Annotated in this window: 17 protein-coding genes and 1 tRNA gene; 10 read left to right on the top strand and 8 right to left on the bottom strand. The window is 66.6% G+C overall.

What is annotated here, in order from left to right:
- Positions 1-10: 10 nt before the first annotated feature.
- Positions 11-1,564, bottom strand: a complete 1,554-nt coding sequence (locus tag AB2U09_RS17630) for a polysaccharide deacetylase family protein (RefSeq protein ID WP_459194041.1) — start codon at positions 1,562-1,564, stop codon at positions 11-13.
- Positions 1,565-2,341: 777 nt separating this feature from the next.
- Positions 2,342-3,082, bottom strand: a complete 741-nt coding sequence (locus AB2U09_RS17625) for an HFX_2341 family transcriptional regulator domain-containing protein (protein ID WP_459194040.1) — start codon at positions 3,080-3,082, stop codon at positions 2,342-2,344.
- A 143-nt stretch (positions 3,083-3,225) separates the two neighbouring features.
- On the opposite strand from AB2U09_RS17625, the gene AB2U09_RS17620 reads away from it, so the two are divergent.
- Together AB2U09_RS17620 and AB2U09_RS17615 are read left to right on the top strand one after the other, a co-directional pair.
- Positions 3,226-3,792 carry an NUDIX hydrolase gene (locus AB2U09_RS17620; RefSeq protein ID WP_459194039.1) on the top strand — a complete coding sequence of 189 codons (567 nt, stop codon included), beginning with the start codon at positions 3,226-3,228 and terminating at the stop codon, positions 3,790-3,792.
- Positions 3,793-3,892: 100 nt separating this feature from the next.
- Positions 3,893-4,807, top strand: a complete 915-nt coding sequence (locus AB2U09_RS17615; protein ID WP_459194038.1) for a hypothetical protein — start codon at positions 3,893-3,895, stop codon at positions 4,805-4,807.
- A 74-nt stretch (positions 4,808-4,881) separates the two neighbouring features.
- Here AB2U09_RS17615 and AB2U09_RS17610 read toward each other — a convergent pair whose 3' ends face one another.
- The 3 genes from AB2U09_RS17610 to glmU form a co-directional block, all read right to left on the bottom strand.
- Positions 4,882-6,123: a mandelate racemase/muconate lactonizing enzyme family protein gene (locus AB2U09_RS17610; protein ID WP_459194037.1), complete on the bottom strand. Its 1,242-nt coding sequence runs from the start codon at positions 6,121-6,123 to the stop codon at positions 4,882-4,884.
- 336 nt (positions 6,124-6,459) lie between these two features.
- Complete coding sequence (locus tag AB2U09_RS17605; RefSeq protein WP_459194036.1) at positions 6,460-6,642, bottom strand: DUF7576 family protein; 183 nt, start codon at positions 6,640-6,642, stop codon at positions 6,460-6,462.
- A 134-nt stretch (positions 6,643-6,776) separates the two neighbouring features.
- A complete protein-coding gene (glmU, locus tag AB2U09_RS17600) occupies positions 6,777-7,961 on the bottom strand; it encodes a bifunctional sugar-1-phosphate nucleotidylyltransferase/acetyltransferase (protein WP_459194035.1) in 1,185 nt (394 codons plus the stop codon).
- Between the two features lie 211 nt (positions 7,962-8,172).
- Here glmU and AB2U09_RS17595 point away from each other — a divergent pair, with 211 nt between their 5' ends.
- From AB2U09_RS17595 to AB2U09_RS17575, 5 genes are all read left to right on the top strand, one after another.
- Positions 8,173-8,523 carry a DUF7344 domain-containing protein gene (locus tag AB2U09_RS17595; RefSeq protein WP_459194034.1) on the top strand — a complete coding sequence of 117 codons (351 nt, stop codon included), beginning with the start codon at positions 8,173-8,175 and terminating at the stop codon, positions 8,521-8,523.
- Positions 8,524-8,665: 142 nt separating this feature from the next.
- A complete protein-coding gene (locus AB2U09_RS17590) occupies positions 8,666-9,454 on the top strand; it encodes a GTP cyclohydrolase III (RefSeq protein ID WP_459194033.1) in 789 nt (262 codons plus the stop codon).
- Positions 9,455-9,566: 112 nt separating this feature from the next.
- Positions 9,567-10,145: a CBS domain-containing protein gene (locus AB2U09_RS17585; RefSeq protein WP_459194032.1), complete on the top strand. Its 579-nt coding sequence runs from the start codon at positions 9,567-9,569 to the stop codon at positions 10,143-10,145.
- A 70-nt stretch (positions 10,146-10,215) separates the two neighbouring features.
- Positions 10,216-10,698, top strand: coding sequence for a GNAT family N-acetyltransferase (locus AB2U09_RS17580; protein WP_459194031.1), 483 nt, complete (start codon positions 10,216-10,218; stop codon positions 10,696-10,698).
- An 11-nt stretch (positions 10,699-10,709) separates the two neighbouring features.
- A tRNA-Thr gene (locus tag AB2U09_RS17575) sits at positions 10,710-10,783 on the top strand.
- A gap of 58 nt (positions 10,784-10,841) precedes the next feature.
- Here AB2U09_RS17575 and AB2U09_RS17570 read toward each other — a convergent pair.
- Positions 10,842-11,030 carry an HEWD family protein gene (locus AB2U09_RS17570; protein WP_459194030.1) on the bottom strand — a complete coding sequence of 63 codons (189 nt, stop codon included), beginning with the start codon at positions 11,028-11,030 and terminating at the stop codon, positions 10,842-10,844.
- Positions 11,031-11,122: 92 nt separating this feature from the next.
- On the opposite strand from AB2U09_RS17570, the gene AB2U09_RS17565 reads away from it, so the two are divergent.
- Positions 11,123-11,788 carry a YbhB/YbcL family Raf kinase inhibitor-like protein gene (locus tag AB2U09_RS17565; protein WP_459194029.1) on the top strand — a complete coding sequence of 222 codons (666 nt, stop codon included), beginning with the start codon at positions 11,123-11,125 and terminating at the stop codon, positions 11,786-11,788.
- Positions 11,789-11,916: 128 nt separating this feature from the next.
- A complete protein-coding gene (locus AB2U09_RS17560; protein WP_459194028.1) occupies positions 11,917-12,060 on the top strand; it encodes a rubrerythrin-like domain-containing protein in 144 nt (47 codons plus the stop codon).
- 23 nt (positions 12,061-12,083) lie between these two features.
- On the opposite strand, the gene AB2U09_RS17555 is transcribed toward AB2U09_RS17560, so the two are convergent.
- Together AB2U09_RS17555 and AB2U09_RS17550 are read right to left on the bottom strand one after the other, a co-directional pair.
- A complete protein-coding gene (locus AB2U09_RS17555; protein WP_459194027.1) occupies positions 12,084-12,542 on the bottom strand; it encodes a DUF7992 family protein in 459 nt (152 codons plus the stop codon).
- Between the two features lie 69 nt (positions 12,543-12,611).
- The gene (locus tag AB2U09_RS17550; RefSeq protein WP_459194026.1) at positions 12,612-13,064 is read right to left on the bottom strand and encodes an acyl-CoA thioesterase; all 453 of its coding nucleotides are present in this window, start codon (positions 13,062-13,064) and stop codon (positions 12,612-12,614) included.
- A gap of 130 nt (positions 13,065-13,194) precedes the next feature.
- Here AB2U09_RS17550 and AB2U09_RS17545 point away from each other — a divergent pair, with 130 nt between their 5' ends.
- Positions 13,195-14,556 (top strand): NAD(P)/FAD-dependent oxidoreductase, encoded by a 1,362-nt coding sequence (locus AB2U09_RS17545; protein ID WP_459194025.1) that lies wholly within the window; start codon positions 13,195-13,197, stop codon positions 14,554-14,556.
- Positions 14,557-14,560: the final 4 nt, after the last annotated feature.

Here is a 14,560-nt window from a genome sequence, read left to right as displayed (position 1 = left end):
CCGGCTGGCGTCAGCAGGGGTAGATTTTGACGTTCTTCACGTGGACTTCGTCGGCGCTCGTCCAGATGTCGAGTTCCCACTTGGTCTTGATGTCGACTCGCCCGGTGTCGCCCCGCGGAACGCCGACGGGGCAGTACACCGTGTTCCAGTTGTGATCCACGGAGAAGCTCCGCTCGGCTCGGGGGAAGTTCTCGAAAGAGTCCGCGCGGACGGACACGGCGGCCGACCCGAGCGGGGCGCGCGCGTCGAACTGGACCATCATCGTCGTGAACTGCGGGTTTAGCTGTACGTCTCGGGCGCGCAACCCCCCGGACGGCTTCTCGCCGTGCAGTGCGCCGATACTCCAGTAGGGGTCGTCGCCGAAGTTCTCCACGGTCGCCTCGTTTCCGAAGGGATGCCAGAAACTGTCCTCGAACGACTCGAACTTCGGCGAGGACTCCTGAACGATGTCTCCCTCCGGCAGGGTCCACGGGATGAGCATCCCACCCGTCGAGGAGGCGACGTGCAGGTTGCCCGCATCTCGCTGCTCGACGATGTAGTCGAATATCTCGTCGAGGCGGGGCCAGTCCTCCACCTTGTGGCTGTGGAAGAACAGTCGCAGGCGGCCTTTCGGCCGTTTGATGAGTCGGTCGATCATCTCTTTGGCCTCCGCCGCGGTCGCCTGGTCGCTGCGCTCGATGATGGCCGAGCTCTGGCCGTGTTTGGCGATCGACGCGGTCGCCGAGTGTTTGAGTTCGTGCGTCGCCCAGCCGTGGCCCGACGCGGCGAACAGCGACCGGACCGCGTAGAACTGCGCCTCGTCGAATTCGCCGATGTTCAATCCCTGCCCCTGTCTCGGCTGGAGATGAGCTACCGGAAACCCCTTCGCCTCGAGGTCGCGCTTCTGTTCGCGGACGATTCGCAACAGGTCGTCCATCGTCTCGACCCCGTCGCTGTTGGAATTCGGTCCGATCAACCGACCGCCGTCGTCGATGTTGCCGCTCCCCGTGTAGAGGGAGACCTCACAGCCGTGTAACAGCATCTCCTTGAGCTGGTCGGTGTCGATGAGCTGCCTCACGTCTTTCTCGAGACGCGCCGGCGTCGCGCCCATCATCCAGGGGAGCCCTCGTTCGCGCATCCGCGGGTACAGCTCCTCGTACTCCTCGATGTGACTCCCCTCGCTGTGGATCATGACGACCGGCGTCTCGCGCATCGGATACGTGGCGACGTGGTTCGGCATCGCTTTCGGCCAGCTCGGCGGCGCCGGATCCATGATGCGTCCGGCCGCACGGTCGTCGAGCGCGCAACCGTGAATGAACCCGTTGCTCGAGTGAACCTGGTCGGCGTTGACCCTGTCGACACCCCTCGTCGCAGACGTCCACGAGTCCCCGTCGCCGTCGTATACGGCGCCCGTATCGGTCGCGATGAAGGTCGCGGCCTCGTGCGGCGTGTACCGGTCGCGGTTCGCTTCCTCGTCTCTCACGACCAGTCGCTCCTCGATCGTCTGCATGTCGGGCGAATGCGTCCAGTCGGTCTCGCCGGGCTCGTACTTCCGTAGGTCGTGGTTCGGTGTGCGTTCGACCATCTCGGTCACTCCTGGGGAGTCCCGTAAGCTGGCGCCCCGTATCCGGTGGCGCCGCCGGTTCGGCCGTCCGATCCGGCCGCCCCGTCGTCGGTCGCCGATTCGGTGCTACCGGCGACAGCGGTCGGCGGGGGAGCCGAACGAGCGTCTCTCGGTGAGATGCCTCCGTACCCGATCGGCCCGACACGGCTTTCGAGCCGCGCTTCAGTACTCTCGGGAACTCGACGGTGCGCCACTCCGATCGGGATCCCGGCTGCGATCTTGATCAGGGAACGTCGTTTGACACCCATTGTCCGTACCCACCGGTGATCCACCGGTTGGAGTGTTAGTTATCCGGTACATTAATCGCGTAATACGCGCTATTATGCGCACCACGACGGATTTCAGAGACGGCCGTGACGACACTCACCCGGCCTGCGCGTGGGCCGACCGATCCATCGGTTCCGCGAGACGCGGGACTACGCTCGAGGTCGTCGCGAGACGCGAACTGCGGCTCGAAATAACGGCGACCGCCGACGGGGCGGTCGCCGGATCGCGTCAGAGGCAGTGCGCTTGTCTGCTCGATACACCAGCGGCGCAGTCCGGCAACGGACGGGGGGAGGGCCGAAGCGTCGGAGGGACGGAACAGGGCTGCCACGACACCGTCCGGCTCACCGCACTGCGCGCACTAGAGCGTAGCAGTGGATAGTTTGTAACTTCTATCGAGGTACCATCTATAGTATCGATACTACTCATACTATACGTACCAGATTAACCGACGGCAGTGGTGAACACGATCCCTCAGAGTTTGTGCCGGAACGCGTGGAGGACGTTCTCGCCGGTCTCGGTCAGGCGGATCTGCTTCTGGCGGCCGACCTGCTCGACGGCGATGTACCCGTCCTCGGCGAGCGGGTCGACGACGTTGGCGTTGAGCAGGGCGAACTTCGCCTTGTCGTTTGCCGGGTCGGCGTCCGCGATGAACGAGAGGCGCTCGGACTCGGCGTACTCGATGAGGTCGGATTTCTTGGCGGTGTAGGTCTCGTCGTTGGTCGTCTCCAGATAGTCGAGGATCGCCACCTGGTCCCGCGAGACGGCCTCGATCGGGTAGGATGGAAGTACGATGTCGTCGTTCATCCCGCGCGTACGCGGGTTCGATTCGAGATTGGGGACGTGTTCGTCGACGCGGACGTAGTAGGCGGTCGCGTCGGTCGCCATGCAGGCGATGGCGCTGCCGATGGCCGCAAGCTTCCCGCCGCTGGAGACGTTGACGCGGACGACGTCGTTTTCGTGGTCGGCCGCGACCGTCGTCACGACCGCGAGCACGTCGTAGAGGTCGTCCAGATCCGTCTGCCGGTAGCGGATCGTTCGGCCGTCGCCCTCGAGTTCCTCGACGAGCGCCTGCTGGTAGGGGGTCAGCGGGGTGTGTTCGCCGTCGGGCGCGAGGAGGTAGACCACGTCCGCATCGTGCTTGCGGACCGGGCGGAGGATCCGGTCGTGCTCGTAGCCGAGCGGCACGACGTGGACTTCGTCGATGGTTCGCATGCGAGACAGCGCGGCGGCGACGGCCCTGAGCGTTTCGATGCCGGGCACGGGCGCCCGACGAAGACTATCCACCGACAGCGGACCGACCGACGGAAGCCGCGTACCCGACAGGATTTATGTACCGCACCTGCCACTGTCAGACCATGACAGGCATCAGGGACCCGGAGGCGCTCCGGGACGTCCCCGGCGTCGAGTTCCGCGAGCAGGAGCGCGTCGTCGACCGGGCCGAGTACGAGGCGGTAGCGGAAGGCGCCGAGGACCAGAGCGGCCTCGTCGTCGTCGGCGTGCGGGATCGCGACGGCAGAGTGCTGCTCGTCGACTCCGAACACGTCGACGGCTGGACGCTCCCGAACGGCCCCGTCGGCGTCGACGAGGACTGGGCCATCGCCGCCGACCGCTGGAGCGAGCAGGCGCTCGGTACGCCCATCGACGTGGGCGCGCCCGAACTCGTCATCCGAACCGTAACTCGACCGGAGTCCGGCGACGGCGAACTCGTCGGCTACTCGGTCGCGTTCGGCGCCTCGCCGCTCCGGGGCATGGAAGGCAACGAGATGGGACCGGACAACCAGAGCAGACCATCGTCCGAAGGCGGCGAGGGCGCTGCCGGTCCCGGGAACTTCGCTGAACGGTCGGACGTCGAGTGGTTCGACAAGGCCCCCGACGACGCCGCGCCCGGCTACGAGGCGCTGATACGGTTCTTCCTCGACTGAGTGGGTCTCCCCCGACCGTAGTGTCAGGCGATGCAGGCAACGGACGGGGTCCATTCGGCCCCACCCGAAAACACTTGCAGGTCTCTCCGGTACTGCCTCCATGCGGATAGAGACCTCCGGCGCCGAGCGGTTTCTCTCGTGGGTCGACGGAGACGCCTCCTTCGGGAACGTCTGGGACCACCCGGCGTACGAGGTGGTACGGGAGCACGCCGAGTTACTCGGTCGCGATCTGACTCCGGAGGCGGTTCGCCGTGCGGTCGACGGAGCGGAGACGGTGTTCTCCGGTGTCGAGAGCCTCGACGAGAACCGCGAGCGGATCCGCAAGTTGCTCGATCACGTCGAGGCGAACGAGCGGGCGTGGGTCGAGCGAGTCGGGGGAGCCCTCGAACGGGTGACTCCCGGCGAAGCCCACGACGACGTGACGGTCCACCTCGGGATCGGCTACGACTACGGAGTCGGCGGGGAAACCGGAGCCTACCTCAATTTGAACGCGCCGCTGTTCCACGACGCGCCGCGAGAGTTACTCTATACGTCGGCCCACGAGTGTTCCCACGTCCTCTACGAGCGGGTCCACCACTCGAAACGAGAGGTCGGCCCCGAGGCGTTCGAGACCCGGGACGGGCAGCGGACCGTCTTCAACACGGTCGTCCACAGCGAGGCGTTCGCGACGTACACGCCGCTCCCGCTCCGGCGGGCGGACGGGACCATCGGCGAGCGCGACCACGTCGTCGCTGCGGATTATCGGGTGATCGAGGACGACGAGCGCCTGTCCGAACTCGTGGCACGCTACGATTCGTTCCGCGACCGGCTCGGCGACGAGGCGGTGCCGCGAGATCGCCTGTTCACGATGTTGTTCGGCGGGCAGCGTCTCCCCTATCGGGTCGGAACCGCGCTCCTCGCGGGTGTCGAGCAACACTGCGGGTTGGAGGCGGTCCAGGACGCGTTCTACGCGTCCCCGACCGAGTTCACTGCCGAGTACGACTGGGTGCTCGACGAATACCGGACCGATGGGTGAGAATCCGAAGTCGAGATTTGATCGGTGTGAGATCCGTCGAATGTTGAAAATCCGGCTCCGACGAATCGATGCGGTTACGCCTCGTCGAAGAGCGTTTCGCCCTTCACCATGTGCTCCTCGACGGTGTCGAGATCGAGGGTCACGCCGAGGCCGGGTTCCTCGGGGACCGTCATGTAGCCGTCCTCGATGAGGTTGTCTTCCTGAACGAGGTCTTCCCACCAGTCGAGTTCGTAGGAGTGGTACTCGACGGCCAGCGAGTTCGGGATGGCGGCGCCGACGTGGGCGCTCGCGACGGTGCCGACCGGCGAGGAGACGTTGTGCATCGCGACGGGCACGTAGTACTGGTTGGCGACGTCGGCGATCTTCTTCGTCTCGCGCATGCCGCCGATCTTGGGCATGTCGGGCGCGATGATGTCGACGGCCTGGTCCTCGATGAGTCGGCGGTGCTCGGTGACGCGGTAGCGGTTCTCGCCGACGGTGATCGGCGTCGTCGTGTCGTCGGTGACCTTCTTCTGGACTTCGAGGTTCTCCGGCGGAACGGGGTCTTCGAGCCACCAGACGTCGTAGTCCTCGATGGCTTCGGCGAGGCGCTCGGCGGAGTTGGCCGAGAACGTCCAGTGGCAGTCGAAGGCCACGTCGGCGCGGTCCTTGACCCGCTCGGTGACCTTCTCGACGATCTCTGCCTTGTGGCGGATCTCGCCCGGGCGGAGGTGGCGGTTGGCGCGGTCCTTCTCGAAGCCGGAGGGGACGTCGAGGTCGAACTTCAGGGCGTCGTAGCCCAGTTCCTCGACGACGCGCTCGGCCTCGTCGGCGCAAGCGTCGGGGTCGGCCTCCTCCTCGGTGTGGCAGTCGCAGTAGACGCGCATCTGGTCGCGGTACTTGCCGCCCAGCAGCTGGTAGGCGGGGACCTCGATGATCTTGCCCGCAAGGTCGTGCAGCGCGACGTCGATGCCGGAGATGGCCGAGACCGTGACGCCCTCGACGGAGCCCTCGCCGGACATCTTCTGGACCAGATGCTCGTACAGCCGGTCGATGTCCAGTGGGTTTTCACCGATGAGGAACGGCGTCATCCGCTCGATGAGTTCCGGGATGCCCGCGCCCCAGTAGGCCTCGCCGGTGCCGACGATGCCGGCGTCCGTGTAGATGCGCACGAGCGTCCACGGGAAGTTGCCGTCGACCATGGTGCACTGGACGTCGGTGATCTCGACGTCGCGACCGCCGCCGCGCTTGGCCGTGGCGCCCATCGTCTCCGCGGACAGTTCGCGCATCGTGTACTCCGCGTTCGGATCGTGCAGATCCCGATAATCGCGTCCCATGCCGCCGGCTACTGCTGGCCTGTACTAAAGTGTGGAGGAAACGGAGCGACGCCGTTCGGCTCTTCGAAACGTATCCGAGATCCGTCTGGTAACGAACCGATCGACGATTTCAGCGGTATATCGACTGATAGGTTCTGAGAGTTCGAATCTCCAGTCATCGACAGCCGTCGAACGTGGCGACGATAGTGGACGAACAGTCAGATAGGAGGAACCCCAGTTCACGTTGGCCCTCGTCTCAATCCAGTCGATATCGATCGAGATCGCGATTACAAGAGTGTTTCTCCGGCGGGCGCGGTGCGTCGAGAGGAGTCCGCGAGCGGGGGAGTCGGTCGCCGGTCAGTTCGTCCACTCGTCGCGGTGAGCGTCGCTGCAGAAGTGCGTCGTTTCGACTTCGCCGTCGGCGACACGCGTGGTCACTCGGTGGTCGGGGTCCTGTACCAGCGTCTCACCGCAGACGGCGCACGTCGGCGCCTCGTCCTCGTCCACGTCCTCGTTGAGGTCGGAGGTCGGATCCACCATCGTGTCACAGTCGTAGACACGGACCTACTTAATCGCATACATCGACCGTCGTGTCGCCGCGGACGCTGGCCGGGGAGTATCGATTCGACGGACCGGAAAGACGTTCGGACGACGGTAGCGTCGGCAGGGACGGCTCAGCGGTCCCGCGTGACCGACTCGCCGGGCTCGGTGGTCGCGCCGGCGGACAGGCGCACGCCGGGGTTGAAACTGGTGTTGATGCCGGTCTTGACGCCGTCGCCGGCGACGACGCCGAACTTCCGGCGGCCCGTCGAGACGCGGTCGCCCTTGACCGTGAAGCGGACGTCCTCGCCGTCGTGGCGGAGGTTCGCGACGTTCGTGCCGGCGCCGAAGTTCACGTCGCGGCCGAGGACGCTGTCGCCGACGTACGAGAGGTGCGGGACGTGCGACCCCGCCATCACCACGCTGTTTTTGATCTCGACGCTGTTTCCGACATGGGTGTCCTCCGCGAGGAGCGTCGCGCCGCGAACGTAGGCGTTCGGGCCGACTTCGGCGCCCTCGCGGATCAGCGCCGGTCCCTCGACGACGACGCCGGCGTCGACCGTCGCGCCCTCCTCGACGACGACCGGGCCGCGGAGGTCGGCGTCCTCGTGAACGTCGCCGCGGACGTCGCGGTCGAGTTCGCCGAGTTTCCACTCGTTGGCCTCCAGCAGCTCCCACGGTCGACCGCAGCCGAGCCACCGTTCGACCTCGACGGTGGTGACCGAGCGCTCGGCGATGACTTTCGAGAGGACATCGGTGATCTCGTGTTCGCCACGCTCGCTGAGGGGGACGTCGAGCCACTCGCTGGCCTCGGCCGGGAAGCGGTAGAGGCCGACGTTGACCAGGTCGGTCGGCGGGTCGGTCGGCTTCTCGACGATACCGGTCACGACGTCGTCCTCGACCTCGAAGACGCCGTAGCTCGTGGGGTCGTCGACCCGGTAGGTACCGACTGCGGGGCCGTCGGCCGACAGCAGCGCGTCGACGCTCGCACGGTCGTAGAGGTCGTCGCCGTTGAGGACGACGAACGGGCCGTCGAGGTGCTCGCTCGCGCACTCGACGGCGTGGGCGGTGCCGAGTTGCTCCTCCTGGACGGCGTACTCGACCGGGACGCCGCGGTACTCCTCGCCGAAGTACTCCCTGACCGCCTCGGCCTCGTAGCCGACGACGAGGATCAGTTCGGAGGCGCCGGCGTCGACGGCGGCGTCGGCGCCGTGGGCGACGAGCGGTCGGTCGGCGACCGGCAGCATCGGCTTGGGCAGCGACTCCGTCAGCGGCCGCATCCGGGTCCCCTCCCCGGCGGTCAGCAGGACGACTTGCATACTGCCCGCGTCTCCCGGATAACCCAAAGAGGTACCGCAGCGGGTATTGGTGCCATACCACATATCACGGCGAGTCGTCCGGCTGTCGCCACCCAATCAGCCGAGTTCGTGTGGTATCACGACACATACTAATGCGGTTGGCCCGTAGATCGATCTCCAACGATCATGTTCGAAATCGACTGCCAGCGAGGGGCCGAGGGAGGGGTCGCTCGTGACACCTGAGGGTGAGACCGGAGCGAGCGACGGGACGGCGCTGCCGGATTCGGTGATCGCCGACCTGCGGGCGGACGACCGGCGGTGTCTCGTCCTGTCCCGGCTGGCAGAGAGCGATCGGGCGCTCCCCGTCTCCGATCTGGCGCGACACGTCGCGGCGACCGAGCGGGACGAACCGGTCGAGGAGGCACCGGACGACGCCGCAGACGCAGTCCGCCGCGAGATATTCCAGGACCACCTGCCAAAGCTCACGGCGACCGGGGTCGTCCGCTACGACTCGCTGGTCGGAACTGTCGAACTCGCCGTCGACGACGAACGGGTCGTTGGGGACGACGAACAAGGGTCGTAAGCGACGCCGAACGCCGACGGGTGAAGGCAACGCGAGCGGTTCGATCGGGTTGTCGTCGCTTGGCGTCTCGGACTCGGCAGGGGATCCGGGCAGATCCGGAACGGAAAGACCAATACAGGCAGGTGTCTAACGGGCCGGTACTGTGACGAACACGCAGGTAACGCACGTCCAGATCGACAACTACGGCCCCTGGACGGTCACGCCCGAGCCGCGGCGGGAAGTCGACCTCCAGACGCTCCAGTCTCGCCTCTACGCGGATCTGTCGCAACTTGTCGGCAACCGCGGCGGCTACGTGTTTTTCTCCCGGTTCGACAACATGGTCGCGGTGACCAACGGGCTGACTGTCGACGACCACGCCCTGATCCAGGAATCGGTGGGCAACCGCTACCCGGTGACGATGAGCCTCAGCGTCGCGACCGGCACGACCCCCGCGGAAGCGCTCGGTACCGCCACCGAACAGCTCCAGGAAGCCGGCAGCGCCCAGGACAAGTCCCGTCGAGAGATCCTCCGCGGTCGCGCCATCGAGGAGGAGTACCGGACGGACGACGACCTGCAGATCGCCCACTTCGACGTCGTCGACGCGACCGGCAAGTACACAGACGAACTCAACGAGTTCGACACCTTCATCCAGATCGAACAGGGCTACGCCGAGCTGATGCGCTACATGCGCGAGGCGTACGACTCTCTTTCCTTTTTCGTCGGCGGCGACAACATCATCGCCGTCTGCTCGGAGATGGACCCCACTGACTACCGGGACGCCGTCGCGCACGTCCGTGAGGCCGTCGACGTCGAACTGAAGGTCGGCGTCGGCCGCGGCGCAGTCGCCCAGGAGGCCGGCATGGCCGCCAAACACGCGCTCGAAGAGTGCCGCGCAACGGGCGAGGAGGTCCACGTCGACTGGTCGACGACCGACGCCGAATCGACCGTCTGATCGGCGATGGTTTCGGGTTCGGACGGCCGCGCTGAGGCCCCAGATCTACGCCGTCCGGCGCCTTAAGGGTGGTGCAGGTAGCTTTTAGACGCAGTGTGTGAAACGTCCCCACATGGAACGAGACGTGAGCGTCCAGGAGGTGATGGACCGGGAGTTCGTCGGGGTCAGCGAGTCGGACGACCTCCGGGAGACGGCCGCATTGTTGCTGGAAGAGGAAGTCGACAGCGCCGTCGTCCTGCGCGGGTCCGAGCCGATCGGGGTCGTCACCGAACGGGACGCGCTGGAAGCGTTCGTCGGCGCCGAGGGGGAGCGGCCCGACGTGTCCGATGCGATGACCGACGCCGTGCCGACAGTGGCTCCGGGGATGACCATCGGGGAGGCGGCCGACGAGATGTCCGCGCTCGCGACCCAGCACGTGCTCGTCTCCGACGGGTCGGACCTCCTCGGCGTCCTCTCGGAGCACGACCTGATGTCTGCCTCGCCGTTCGCACCGACCGCCAACGGCCCGACCGCAGACACCCGCGATCGCGCCGTCGCGGGCGTCTCTGCCGGGCGGGGGGAAGCAGCCACTGAGGCCGGCGGCGAGGGACGGTTCACCGATCAGTCGCTCTGTGAGGCCTGCGGCGCGCTCTCCCGCGACCTATCGCCGTTCAACGGGCAACTGCTCTGTTCGGACTGTCGGGACATCTGAACGGCTCCGGTTCCAACTGGCGTCCGCCCGGCCGAAGAGATTTGGTCGTCGGCGGTGTTCGACTTCCCAGATGGAGATCCAGTTCGCGACGGTGGAGCAGGCGGAGGCCGTCACCGACCTGTGGGCCGAACTCGCCGACGAGCAGACCCAGTACGACTCGCACGTCCTCGCCGAGCGAAACCGGAGCGCCGTCGCCGACGAACTGGCGCGCCACGCGGTGACCGAGCGGCTTCTCGTCGCCGTCGAAGACGGCGAGACCGTCGGCTTCGTCATGTTCACGCTCGACCGCGGCAGCTACGAGATGGAAGTGACCCAGGGCGTCGTCGAGAACCTCTACGTCCGCCCCGGCCACCGGGGCGAGGGCGTCGGCAGCGAGCTACTGACCACGGCGGAGCGGCGACTCGACGAACTCGGCGCCGATACGGTCGCGCTCGAAGCGATGGCGACCAACCGCGACGCCCGGCGATTCTACCGTCGGCACGGCTACGACGTCCACCGAGTGCAACTGGAAAAATCGCTGGAAACCGATACCCACTCAAAGGAGGGGGAGTAAGGAGCAACTGCGCCAGGGGAGCTTGGGCGGTTCAAGCACTCGACTTGTAATCGAGACTCCCGGGGTTCAAATCCCTGCCCTGGCTCTCACCGTTCTGCGACGACTCGCCGACGGACCGCGGAGAATTCTCGAGAGATTCGGATTCAGGCGCCTTTTTCGAGCGGATTGTACGTCCCGTTGATGTCCCACTCGTGGAGACAGAAGGGGTCGCCGGCGAGGCGGTCGCCGTCGTCGTCGGTCACGACGCGCCAGGTGCCGGCATCGTCGTCCCAGACGTCCGTTCGGCCGCAGCGTTCGCACTCTCGTTCTCGCGGGGGGACGATGGTTGTCATACTGCACCATCTGTGACCGGGGGTAATTAATTTCGCGCACTCGCCGTCGGCGGACCCGCAGGCTGAAAGGACGACCGGTCGTACCGTCGAGCATGCTCTCCAGACGACGACTGCTGTGTGTGACCGGAACGCTCGCCCTCGCCGGCTGTTCGTCCGACCCCGGCGAATCGACGGCCACCGACGACGATTCCGCGTCCCCGACTGACGGCGATTCCGAGTCCCCCGCCGAGACGGACGGCGGGACATCCGACGACTCGGAAACGGCCGGTACTGACGCCGGGACCGTTGGCTCTGATCCGCTGGTCGTCTCGCCCGCGGCCTTCGAGGCGGGCGGAGCCATCCCGGAGAAGTACACCGGCGTCGGCGAGGACGTGTCGCCGCCGCTGACCGTCGAATCGGTACCGTCGAGCGCGGAGACTTTGGCGCTCGTCCTCGACGACCCGGACGCGAACGAGTACGACCACTGGATTGTCTGGAACATTCCGGCTGACACGACGGAAATTCCCGAGGGAATCCCGCAGGAGGAGACCGTCGACGCGCTCGACGGCGCGCGACAGGGGACCAACAACTTCGGCGAGATCGGCTACCGCGGCCCGCTACCGCCGACCGACGACGGCGCCCACACCTACCGGTTCACGACCTACGCCGTCGACACGACCCTCGACGTCGAGGCGGGCGCCGGTCGCGGGAAACTCGAATCCGCGCTGGACGGTCACGTTCTCGACCGCCACCGGTTCACGGGCGAGTTCGAACGCTGACCGGGGTTCGAGTCTGGATTCGCAACCGGGACCGAGACAAGGTGGACGTTTGGTGTGGTTTATCGGAGTTATACACCTAGTATTGCCTTGAAGGAACGCTTTTGCTGACGCATGTCAATATTTATCGCATGCTCAGCGAAGATCCGTACACGGCGAAGAAATCGCGTTACGAATGCAGGGACTGCCTGAACAGGGTGACGACCGACGGGACGATCAGTTCCTGTCCGGATTGCGGCGGACGGATGCGTAACGTGGCCGTTCCGCGGGAGTAAGCGTCGCTTCGGAACCGGGTCGCTCAGTCGAAATCAGGGAGATCGTCGGGGGCTTCGTACTCGGTCTCCCACTCGATGTACTCGTCTTTGAGCACGTCGCACACTTCCTGCCCGAGTTCTGTCAGCCCGGCGTTGATGGCGGAGACGGTGCCCCACGAGTCGAGGTCGGGGTGGATGTCCCGGTGTTTCCAGTCCTCGGGGAGTCCCGGGGCGTGGTAGCCGACCCGTTCGGCGTAGGAGTCCCAGAAGAAGTCGAATCGCTCGATCAGGTCGAGGTCGGCCACGATGGCGAAGGTGGTCTCGTCCATGTCGGTGCCGTCGGCCCACCGCTGGAACGCCCGGTCCCACGCGCCGTCGCGGAGGTACTCCTCTAGCTCCTCGCGGCGGTAGTCCGTGTCGTCGACGACCTGCGCGTCGTCGTACTCGTTCGGGTCGATCGTCTCCAGTTCCGGTGGGTCCGGCGGGTCGACGTCCAGCGTCATGCGTCGGGCTACGCCGGGTCGGGGGAAAAGTCCACGCACACGCGAGACATCGTCTCCGGGCTGGTACCGCTACGCCGTGCTCTCCTTGTTGTCCCCGTTGAGGGCTTCCTCGCGCAGCCGCTCACCCTCCTCGGTGTCGACGGTGAGTTCCGGGACCGGGACGGGATCGCGGTCGTCGTCGATGGCGACGTAGACGCAGTACGATTCGGTGGTGAGTTCGCGCTCGCCGGAGCGGGGGTTCTCGCGGAAGACGCGCAGGCGGACGCGGACGCTGGTGCGGCCGGTCTCGTAGACGTAGGCCTCGACGAGGGCGGTCTCGCCGACGGGGATGGGCTGGAGGAAGTCGACCTGGTCCATCCGGGCGGTGACGCAGTCGCGGCCGGCGAAGCGCATCGCGGACATCGCGCCCACCTCGTCCATCCACTTGAGCACGTTCCCGCCGTGGGTGGTTCCGAGGGAGTTGGCGTGGTTGGGCTGGACCATCCAGCGGTTCTTCAGAAACGTCTCCATCAGGTCTGGCATCGCCGGCGATTGGACGAGGGGAGTGATAGGGCTGACCGTTCGGCCGCTCGACGGTGCGAGCGGCCCCCTCGACCGGGAGCGCGGAGGAATGAGATGGGGATTTATACTCCGCCGAAGCAGGGGTAGGGGTATGGACCGCGTAGACGTAGCGATCGTGGGCGGGGGCCCCGCCGGCACCTCCGCGGCGTGGGCGGCCGCCCGGGAGGGCGCCGACGCCCTCGTCGTGGAGAAGGGCGTCCCCCGCGCCGACCGCGACCGGATCGGCCCCGACTCGACGGACGCCGCCGGCATGCTCGACTACTGGGTCGACATCATGGGGATCCCCGTCGAGGAGATCCCCGACGACGTCATCCTGAGCGTTCTCGACGGCGCCGAGTTCATCGGCCCGACGGAATCGGTCACGCTCGAAGAGACAGGCATCGACTCCTCGTACGACCACTTCGGGTTCGCCTTCCACCGCGCGAAGTTCGACGACTGGCTCCGCGACCGCGCCGAGGAGGCAGGCGGCACCTACCGCGTCGGCGCGAGCGTCACCGACGTCGAGACCGATCTGTCCGGCGACCCCCGACACACGCTCTCGCTCGCGGACGGCGAGGAGATCGGCGCCGAGTACCTGATCCTCGCCGACGGGCCCCAGCGAACGGTCACGACCGGCGTGCTCGACCAGTTCCTGCCGGGCAGGCGGAGCGTCTCGGAGTACCTCGGGCCGAAGGAAGCCAACCACATCGCCTACCAGGAACACCGCCGCATCCCCGAGGAGCTGTTCGACCCCGCCCACATCAAGTTCTGGTGGGGCCTCATCCCCGGCCACACCGCGTATCCGTGGATCTTCCCGAACGACGACAACGTCGCCCGCGTCGGGTTGACGATGCCGATGGACCTGGAACTGGCCGACGTGGCGAACCCCGAGGACTACGCCCTCCTCGACCCCGAGGACGAGCAGATCCCCGCCGGCGCCGTCTACCTCCGCCGCCTGCTCGAACGCGAGTATCCCGGCTACGATCTGGACGACTTCCCGCTGGTCGAGGACCGGGGCAAATCGGGCGGGACGGAAGCCTATCCCATCTCCTCGACGCAGCCGATCGACTCGCCCACCGCGGCGGGTATCGCAGTCGTCGGCGGCGCGATGGGCACCACGTCGGCGTTCCACGAGGGGGGCGACCACGTCGCCGTCCGGACGGGCAAGATCGCCGGCGAACTCGCCGCCAACGACCGGCTCATGGCCTACAACGGCCGCTGGAAGAAGGCGATCGGCGACGAGATCGTCCGGAACGTCACGTTCGCGGAGGTCGTCCGCGGCTGGGAGCCCGACGACTGGGACCGCGTGTTCGCGGCGACACGGGCGATGAAAAACCGGGGCGGCTACGACTGGTTCGGTGCCGTCCGGTCCGGGCGGACTGCGCTGCAGATCCTCGCCGACTACAGGTGGACCAAGCGGGGCTTCCGCGACGGGAAGTACGTGCAGATCCGGCAGGACGAGTACGTCGTCTGAGCGC

Source organism: Halosimplex yunnanense (assembly GCF_054504345.1).
This window is presented reverse-complemented; position numbering and strand designations above follow the sequence as displayed.